Source organism: Pseudomonas cyclaminis (assembly GCF_015163715.1).
Classification (GTDB): Bacteria; Pseudomonadota; Gammaproteobacteria; order Pseudomonadales; family Pseudomonadaceae; genus Aquipseudomonas; species Aquipseudomonas cyclaminis.
This window is the reverse complement of sequence record NZ_JADDUM010000178.1, coordinates 1-8,995: the sequence shown is the minus strand read 5'-3', so window position 1 is coordinate 8,995 and position 8,995 is coordinate 1. Positions and strand designations below refer to the sequence as shown.

Genomic DNA, 8,995 nt, shown 5'->3' with positions numbered 1-8,995 from the left:
GGCGCCCGGCAAACAGAAACCCATCCCCAGGCTTGAGCCGTGCGATAAAACCTTCCTCGACACTGCCCAGATTCTTGCCGCCGCCGCCCTTGCTCCAGAATTTCAACTGGATACTCGCGTCGCTGACAATGGTGCCCACACTCATGCGATGGCGGCGCGCCAAGCGGGCGTCGGGCACGCGCCAGATGCCCTGTTCGTCAGGCTCCACCCGGCGGTAATCCGGATAAGCGGTGAGCGACAGCCCGCCATGGCGCACAAACCCCAGCGCCCAGGCCCAATCCGCGTCCGTAAGGTGGTGATACGCCCAGGCACCGCGCACTTCCGCCAGCAATGCATCCGGCGTAAAGCCGCCGCCCAGGGCCATGCTCACCACGTGTTGTACGAGTACATCCAGCGGTTTGCAGGGTGATTCGCGGGCCTCGATGCGCCGCGCTGCAATTGCATCCTGGGCCGCCGCCGCCTCGACCAGTTCAAGGCTATGGGTCGGCACCAGCGTCACCCTCGATGGCCGCCCCGGCGCATGGCCGGAGCGCCCGGCACGTTGCATCAGGCGGGCGATGCCCTTGGCTGAGCCGATCTGCAACACCCGCTCCACCGGCAAAAAATCCACCCCCAGGTCCAGGCTGGAGGTGCAGACCACCGCCTTGAGCTGCCCGTCTTTCAGGGCGCGTTCTACCCAATCGCGGGTTTCCCGAGACAACGAACCATGGTGCAAGGCAATTACCCCGGCCCACTCCGGCCGCGCCTCCAGTAAGGCCTGGTACCAGATTTCCGACTGCGCCCGCGTATTGGTAAACACCAGGCAACTGCTGCTGGCCTCCACCTCGGCGACCACCTGCGGCAACATCTTCAAACCGATATGCCCGGCCCACGGGAAACGCTCGGTAACCAGTGGCAACAAGGTGTCGACTTTCAGCTGTTTGGCCGTTTGCCCTTGCACATTGATTCCGCCGCCCTGTGGGACCAATACCTCCAGCGCGTGGGGCTGATTACCCAGGGTCGCCGAAATCCCCCACACCATCAGGTCAGGGTGCCAGCGCCGCAGCCGCGCCAACGCCAATTGCAGCTGTACGCCGCGCTTGTTGCCGATCAACTCATGCCATTCATCCACCACCACCATGCGCAGGTGCGCCAGGCTTGTCTCACTGTCGGCGCGGGCGAGCATCAGGGTCAGGCTTTCCGGGGTGGTGATCAGTACGGTGGGTTGGCGCCGGGTTTGCCGGGCGCGCTCGCTGCTGCTGGTATCGCCCGTGCGCAGGCCGACGCTCCACGGAATCTGCAAGGTCGCCAGCGGCGCTTCAAGGGCGCGAGCCGTGTCGGCGGCCAGCGCACGCATCGGCGTGATCCACAGCACCGTCAGCGGCTCGGCAGGCGGTTTGCGTTTGCCCGTGGCAGGCGGTCTGGTGATAGCGAAGCGATTGAGGGCGGCAAACCACAGTGCGTAGGTTTTACCCGCGCCAGTGCTGGCGTGCAGCAGCCCTGACTGGCCTTGCTTGACTGCTTGCCAAACCGCTTTCTGGAAGTCGAACGGCTTCCAGCCCTTGGCGGCAAACCATGTCTTGGCGAAGTCGTGGGGTTTTGCCATGCGGCGGCTGACGCTCTGGAAGGTCTCTTCCCACAGACCCTCCAGGCACCGCAAAGGTTTACTTCAAATTGCCACTCAGGAATTGCTGCAGCCGCTCGCTCTTCGGATTGCCCAACACATCCTCAGGCGCGCCTTGTTCTTCGACCAGGCCCTTGTGCAGGAACAGTACCTGGCTCGACACCTTGCGCGCAAAGCTCATCTCGTGGGTGACCATGATCATGGTGCGGCCTTCCTCGGCCAGGCCCTGGATCACCTTCAACACTTCGCCCACCAGCTCCGGGTCGAGCGCCGAGGTGGGTTCGTCAAACAGCATCACCTCCGGCTCCATGGCCAATGCGCGGGCGATGGCCACCCGTTGCTGCTGGCCACCGGAGAGAAATGCCGGGTACTGATCGGCCACCCGCGCTGGCAGGCCGACCTTGTCCAGGTAGCGACGGGCACGGTCCTCGGCGTCCTTTTTGCTGCAGCCCAACACCCGGCGCGGGGCCATAGTGATGTTTTCCAGCACGCTCATGTGGCTCCACAGGTTGAAGTGCTGGAACACCATCGCCAGCCGCGTGCGCAGGCGCTGCAATTCGGCGTCGTCGGCCACGCGCATGCCGTGGCGGTCGCTGACCATGCGGATCGGCTTGCCGTCGAGGGTCATGGCGCCGTCGTTGGGGGTTTCCAGGAAGTTGATGCAGCGCAAAAAGGTGCTTTTGCCCGAGCCGCTGGCGCCGATCAGGCTGATCACGTCACCGGTCCTGGCCTTCAGCGAGACACCTTTGAGCACCTCATTGTCGCCATAGCTTTTATGCAGGCCTTCAACGGTCAATTTGTACATGGGGCGTGCATCCTCAAGGCGAAAGTAGGTAGCCGCTGCGGTAGGCCTCTGAGCCGGCGACATGGGCGATGACCATCCCGGCAGTGGCCATGCGGCGCAGCGAACGGGCGTAAAGCAGGCCTGCGTGATGGCAGTGCACGGGCGTTACGCGGTCGGTAATGGGGTCGATGATTTCAGCAATCAGTTGCCCGGCTTCCAGGTACTCACCGGGCAGGGCACTGAACACCAGCAGGCCGCCCACGGGCGTCGCAACGGGTTCGACGCCAGCCAGTGGGGTGGCCGGGCAGGGCAGGTCGGGCAAGGGCGCCGCTTCGCCACTGATCGCGCCGAAGTGAATCAGGTAGTCGATGATCGCCTGGCAATCGAGGCCCGCCAGGCCGTGGTTGACGTCGCCCTGACCGCGCAGTTCGACCGTCACCGAAAAGCTGCCCATGGGAATCGGGAAGCGTTCGGCAAATCGTTGCTGCAACTGCCACCAGACCAGGGTGAAACACTCATCGAACGACTGCCCGCCAGAGTCGGTGGCCAGTAAATTGGCTTCCGAGCCTAGATAACGCGCCAACGGCTCCACCTGCGGCCAGGCCTCAGGCGTGGTGTACAGGTGCGCCACGGCTTCGAAATCGCAATGCAGGTCCAGCACCATGTCGGCGTCGCACGCCAGGCGTTGCAGCACCAGCCGTTGAGACTGCAATTGGGTTGCGGCGGTTTGCCCGGCGAGGGCGCTGCTCAATGCGGCGCGAATCAGCTCGACATTGTTTTGCGGATCATCCCCGAGCAGCGCCTCGACCTGGTTACCCACCTCTTCACTGAGGTCGACAAACAGGCGATTGAAGTTCTGCCCGCTTTCCAGCTCGTAGCGGCCCAGAGGGATATCCATCAACACCTGTTCCAGACCCACCGGGTTGGCGATGGGCACCACTACGATCTCGCTCAACAGCCGTCCGGCCGCCGCCAATTCGGCGAGGCGCACCTTCAGGTGCCAGGCCACCAGCATGCCGGGAAGTTCATCGGCATGCAGCGAGGCCTGGATGTAGACCTTGCCTGCGGCCTGCTGCGGGCCGAAGTGGAAACTGTGGATCTGCCGCGCCGTGCCCGGCACCGGCGCAATCAGTTCATGTCGCTGATGACGCATGAAGGCTCCTTAATGGCTCGGCCCGAGAAAGGCCAGCCAGCGACGTTCCGCCAGCCGAAACAGGCCGACCAGGGCAAAGGTCACGGTGAGGTAGATCAGCGCAGCAATGCCGAACGATTGAAAAGTCATGAAGGTCGCCGAGTTGGCATCCCGAGCGACTTTGAGGATGTCCGGGATCGTCGCGGTAAACGCCACGGTGGTCGAGTGCAGCATCAGGATCACTTCGTTGCTGTAGTACGGCAACGAGCGGCGCAGTGCGGACGGCATGATCACATAGGCGTAGAGCTTCCAGCCGCTGAGGCCGTAGGCCTTGGCCGCCTCGACTTCACCGTGGGCCATGCTGCGGATCGACCCGGCGAAAATCTCCGTGGTGTAGGCGCAGGTGTTGAGGGCGAAGGCCAGGATGGTGCAGTTCATTGCATCGCGGAAAAACGCATCCAGCACCGGTTGGGCACGTACGGCGGCGATGCTGTAGATGCCGGTGTAACAGATCAGCAACTGGATATAGAGCGGCGTACCGCGAAACAGGTAGGTGTAGAACTGCACCGGCCAACGCACCCAGCGCTTGCGCGATACACGGGCGATGGACAGTGGGATCGACACCAGGAACCCGATCACCAATGCGGCGCTGAGCAACCACATCGTCATGGCCAGGCCGGTGATGTGCTGGCCGTCGCTGTAAAGGAACGGGCGCCAGTATTCCTGCAAGAGTTCGATCATCGCACTGCCTCCCGGGAGCCTGCGGAGTAGCGACGTTCAAGACGGCGCAGGACAAAGTTGGAGGCGCTGGTGATCGCCAGGTAGATCAGCGCGGCCAGCACCAGGAAATAGAACAACTGGTAAGTGCTTTTGCCCGCGTCCTGGGCCGCTTTGACCAGGTCCGCCAAGCCAATGATCGACACCAGCGCAGTGGCCTTGAGCATCACCATCCAGTTATTGCCGATACCAGGCAGGGCAAAACGCATCATTGCGGGAAGGTCACGTAGCGAAACCGCTGGCCGCGCTTGAGCCCATAGGCGGTGGCAGCTTCCAACTGGCCACGGGGCACGGCGAGAATCGCGCCGCGAAAGGTCTCGGTGAAGTAGGCACCGTAGATAAAGCCCAGGGTGATCACCCCGGCGCTGAATGGGTCGATCTCGATGTACTCCCATTCCATAAAGTCGGTCAGGCCGGTAAGCCAGGTTTGCAGGCTGTAGAAAATCAGCAGCATCAGCACCAGGTCAGGCACGCCACGGATCAAGGTGGTGTAGAGCTGGGCGGGAATGCGCAGGAAGGGCAGGCTGGAGAGTTTGGCGCTGGCGCCGAGCAGGCCGAGCAACACGCTGACGGCCAGGGACAGCACCGACAACTTGAGGGTCATCCAGGTGCCCTGCAGCAACAGCGGGCCGAAACCCTTCAAGCTGAACGCGCTCAGCCCGAGGGTTTGCAACAGATCTTCGAACATAAATCAGGACCTATGGCGATAAAAAAGCGCCCCCTCCAGTGGAGGGGCGCCCCGGGCATTACTTGCCGCTGTACAGGTTCAGATCGCCAAAGTGTTTCTTCTGGATAGTGGCGTAGGTGCCATCATCGTGTAACGCTTTGATACCTTTATCCAAAAGTGCCTTGAGTTCAGTGTTACCTTTTTTGATACCGATCGCGGTTTTCGACGGCAGCAATGGGTCGTCAATGGCCGCGCTGACTTCGTAGCCGGCACCGGCTGGCGACTTCAGGAAGCCCAGTTCGGCTTGCAGCATGTCCTGCACGGATGCATCGAGACGGCCGGACGTCAGGTCAGCATAAACCTGGTCCTGGTTGGCGTAGGCCTTGGTGGTCACACCGGCCTTGTCCAGCACAGCCTTGGCGTAGGCTTCCTGGATGGTGCCTTGCTCATAGCCCACGGACTTGCCCTTGAGGGACTCAGGTGTCGAAAAGCCAGCGCCTTTCTTGAACACCAGCGAGGTGGGGCCGGAGAACAGCTCGTTGGAGAAGTCGATGGCCTTTTCACGCACCGGGGTCACGGTCATGGACGAGATCACGCCGTCGAACTTGTTGGCCTTCAGGCCTGGGATCATGCCGTCGAAGTCACTTTCGACCCATTTGCACTTGACCTTCAGCTCAGCACAGATGGCATTGCCCAGGTCGATATCGAAGCCCACCAGGCTGCCGTCGGCAGCTTTGGATTCGAATGGCGCGTAGGACGGATCGACACCAAAACGCAATTCCTTGTATTCCTTGGCCAGCGCGGTACCGGCGGCCATGCACAGAGCCAGTGCAGAAAGGGTCAGCAATGCTTTTTTCATTATGTAATCCCTGGAAACCAAGATAAGCGCTTGTGGCGCGTTTAGGACTGTTACTGAACGGTGTCAGACGGATCACAAGTAGCAATTTCTGCACCATAGTTCCGAATGAGCGTTTTAAAAGGTGGGAATAGCGAATCTTCAGTGTAGGAGATGCCCGAAAGTGGGCGCGGGAAAATGAGCGCACCATTTCGGGTCGAAAGGAAATTCAAAGAGGGGGTTTATGTCAGGTCAGGAGGTCCTGCAGGGTGGCCAGGTTGTCGGCTTCTTCCACCGCCTTGTCCTGCCGCCAACGCAACATCCTGGGAAACCGCACGGCAATCCCGCTCTTATGGCGCTTGGACAGGGCAATCCCTTCAAACCCCAGCTCGAACACCATGCTGGGCGTCACGCTGCTGACCGGGCCGAATTTCTCCACCGTGGTCTTGCGCACAATCGCGTCGACCTTGCGCATTTCCTCGTCGGTCAGCCCGGAATACGCCTTGGCAAACGGCACTAGCGTGCGCTCGGTGCCGGGCGGGCCGTCCCACACGGCAAAGGTGTAGTCGCTGTATAAGCTGGCGCGCCGGCCATGCCCGCGCTGGGCGTAGATCAACACGGCGTCGACGCTGAACGGGTCGACTTTCCACTTCCACCACAGGCCCATGTCCTTGGTGCGGCCCACGCCGTACAGGCCCTGGCGATTCTTGAGCATCATGCCTTCGACGCCGAGGCTGCGGGAGGCTTCACGTTGTTGCGCAAGGTCTTGCCAGGTTGCACCCGTCAGCAGCGGTGAGGGCTGCAACACAGGTTGATTGCACTGGGCAATCACCTGCTCCAGCTGTGCACGGCGTTCGGCCTGGGTGTGGTTGCGCCAGTCATCGCCCTCGTGTTCCAGCAGGTCGTAGGCCAGGACTGCGACCGGCGCATCCTCCAGGACCTTTTTACTCAGGGTCTTGCGGCCGATACGTTGTTGGAGCAGGGCGAAGGGTTGCACTGAGTCTTTCCACACGACGATTTCGCCGTCGATCACCGTGCCATCGGGCAGGCCACTCACCAGGCTGTGGAGTTCGGCAAACCGGTCAGTCACCAATTCTTCGCCGCGGGACCAGATCCACAGGCGCCCGTCACGCTTGACCAACTGCGCACGAATGCCGTCCCACTTCCACTCCACCTGCCAGTCCGCTGGAGAGCCGAGCAGGGCATCGAATTGCTCCACTGGCTGCGACAACCCGTGAGCGAGAAAAAACGGATACGGCTGTCCGCCTCGTTGTGCATGTTCGTCGGACGATTCGGCGGCGATCAGCTTGAGGTAGCCTTGGGGTGTAGGGCGATTGGATAGATCGGTGTAGCCCACCAGCCGCTGGGCCACGCGCTTACTGTCCAGCCCGGCCATGGCCGCGAGGGCACGAGTGACCAACAGTTTTGACACGCCAACGCGAAAGCTGCCGGTGATCAATTTGATGCACACCATCAGGCTCGGTTGATCCAACTGTGCCCATAAAGCCGGGAGGCGCTCGGCCAAGTCCAGGGGCGAGAGGCCGCGCAGGGGCAGGAGTTTGTCTTCCAGCCACACGGCCAGGCCGTCTTCTGAGGTGTAGGTCGATTCCGGTAACAGCAGGGAAATCGTCTCGGCCAGGTCACCCACCGACTGGTAGCTTTCTTCGAACAGCCACGGCTCGATGCCGGACGCTTCGGTGGCCATGTCTCGCAGCAGGCGCGTCGGCACCAACTGCCGAGGGCGTCCGCCGGACAGGAAATACACCGCCCATGCCGCATCCTCGGGCGGTGCTTGCAAGAAGTAGGCTTGCAGGGCCGCGAGCTTGGCGTTGCTGGAGGTGGTGGCGTCGAGGTTGGCGTACAGCTCGGCGAATGCCCTCATGCGCTGGCCTCTTCTTCGTCATCACCGTATTCGGTGGTGAAACCCTGGGCATCCAGGCCTTTTTCCTGCAGGTGGCGTACCAATACGCCGACAGAACCGTGGGTCACCATCACCCGTTCTGCGCCGGTTTGTTCGATGGCCCACAACAAGCCCGGCCAATCGGCGTGGTCCGACAGTACAAAGCCTCGGTCCACTCCGCGCCGCCGCCGCGTGCCGCGCAGGCGCATCCAGCCGCTGGCGAACGCGTCGCTGTAGTCGCCGAAGCGCTTGATCCAACTGCTGCCACCGGCGGAGGGCGGTGCGATGATCAAGGCTTGGCGCAGCAGTGGGTCGGTCTTGGTGAAGTCCCCGGCGTAGAGCGTGTCGGGGATATAGATGCCGGCCTCGCGGTACACCCGGTTCAGCGGTTCGACCGCACCGTGGGTGAGGATCGGGCCGATGCTGGCGTCGATGCCATGCAGGATGCGCTGGGCTTTGCCGAAGGAATAGCAGTACAGCACGCTGGCCTTGCCGGCGGCGATATTGGCCTGCCACCAGTCGTTGATCCCGGCAAAAATCTGCGCCTGGGGCTGCCAGCGGTAGATCGGCAGGCCAAAGGTGGATTCGGTGATAAAGGTGTGGCAACGCACCGGTTCGAAGGGCGCACAGGTGCCATCGGGCTCGACTTTGTAATCGCCGGACGCCACCCAGACTTCACCCTGGTATTCGAGGCGCACCTGGGCTGAACCGAGTACATGCCCGGCCGGATGGAAACTCAAGGTCACACCGTGGTGCAGCAGTTTCTCGCCATAGGCCAGGGTTTGCAGGTTGATGTCCTGGCCCAGGCGCGAGCGCAGGATACCTTCGCCGGGTGCGGCGGCCAGATAATGCTGATTGCCGGTGCGGGCATGGTCGCCGTGGGCGTGGGTGATGACGGCGCGTTCTACCGGGCGCCAGGGGTCTATGTAGAAATCGCCAAAGGGGCAGTAGAGACCTTCGGGACGGGCGATGACAAGGTCCATGGAAGCGTGCCGGGGGCGATGGGCTTATGAGTAGGAGGAGAATGAGCCTGGAGAAGTTCTATCTAAATGTAGAGAGCCAAAATGTGGGAGGCCCCACTACCTCTTCGACGTAGCGCTGTCGCGCAGCAAACTGGGCGCGCCTACGAAATCTGCGGCTCAATAAGTCGGCTTCACGCGGTTTGAGTGTGGGAGGGGCGGTGCGACGATTCGACTTGCCCCCGATGGCGATGGGTCTGAGTACATATCCGTTGTTTAGGTAACGGCCACCTAGGGTTCCGCTTTTACAGCGGCTCACTTTTTGGAAGAGCCCAAAA

At 61.9% G+C, this 8,995-nt stretch carries 7 protein-coding genes and 1 pseudogene; all 8 read right to left on the bottom strand.

Annotated elements, in window-relative coordinates; genetic code table 11:
- On the bottom strand, nt 1-1,585 hold a 1,585-nt coding region (locus IQK56_RS21035; protein ID WP_193864262.1), incomplete at its 3' end, for a DEAD/DEAH box helicase.
- 58 nt (nt 1,586-1,643) lie between these two features.
- Nucleotides 1,644-2,408 carry an ABC transporter ATP-binding protein gene (locus IQK56_RS21030; RefSeq protein WP_099583336.1) on the bottom strand — a complete coding sequence of 255 codons (765 nt, stop codon included), beginning with the start codon at nt 2,406-2,408 and terminating at the stop codon, nt 1,644-1,646.
- A gap of 13 nt (nt 2,409-2,421) precedes the next feature.
- The gene (locus IQK56_RS21025) at nt 2,422-3,540 is read right to left on the bottom strand and encodes a succinylglutamate desuccinylase/aspartoacylase family protein (protein WP_150761124.1); all 1,119 of its coding nucleotides are present in this window, start codon (nt 3,538-3,540) and stop codon (nt 2,422-2,424) included.
- A gap of 9 nt (nt 3,541-3,549) precedes the next feature.
- Nucleotides 3,550-4,260 carry an ABC transporter permease gene (locus IQK56_RS21020; RefSeq protein ID WP_193864261.1) on the bottom strand — a complete coding sequence of 237 codons (711 nt, stop codon included), beginning with the start codon at nt 4,258-4,260 and terminating at the stop codon, nt 3,550-3,552.
- Nucleotides 4,257-4,984, bottom strand: a pseudogene (locus tag IQK56_RS21015) (ABC transporter permease). Before IQK56_RS21015 ends, IQK56_RS21020 begins: the two are co-directional and overlap by 4 nt.
- Nucleotides 4,985-5,042: 58 nt before the next feature.
- Nucleotides 5,043-5,822: a transporter substrate-binding domain-containing protein gene (locus IQK56_RS21010; RefSeq protein ID WP_032891615.1), complete on the bottom strand. Its 780-nt coding sequence runs from the start codon at nt 5,820-5,822 to the stop codon at nt 5,043-5,045.
- 223 nt (nt 5,823-6,045) lie between these two features.
- Nucleotides 6,046-7,680, bottom strand: coding sequence for an ATP-dependent DNA ligase (locus IQK56_RS21005; RefSeq protein ID WP_193864260.1), 1,635 nt, complete (start codon nt 7,678-7,680; stop codon nt 6,046-6,048).
- A complete protein-coding gene (locus IQK56_RS21000) occupies nt 7,677-8,681 on the bottom strand; it encodes a ligase-associated DNA damage response exonuclease (protein ID WP_193864259.1) in 1,005 nt (334 codons plus the stop codon). Before IQK56_RS21000 ends, IQK56_RS21005 begins: the two co-directional genes overlap by 4 nt.
- Nucleotides 8,682-8,995 lie beyond the last annotated feature (314 nt).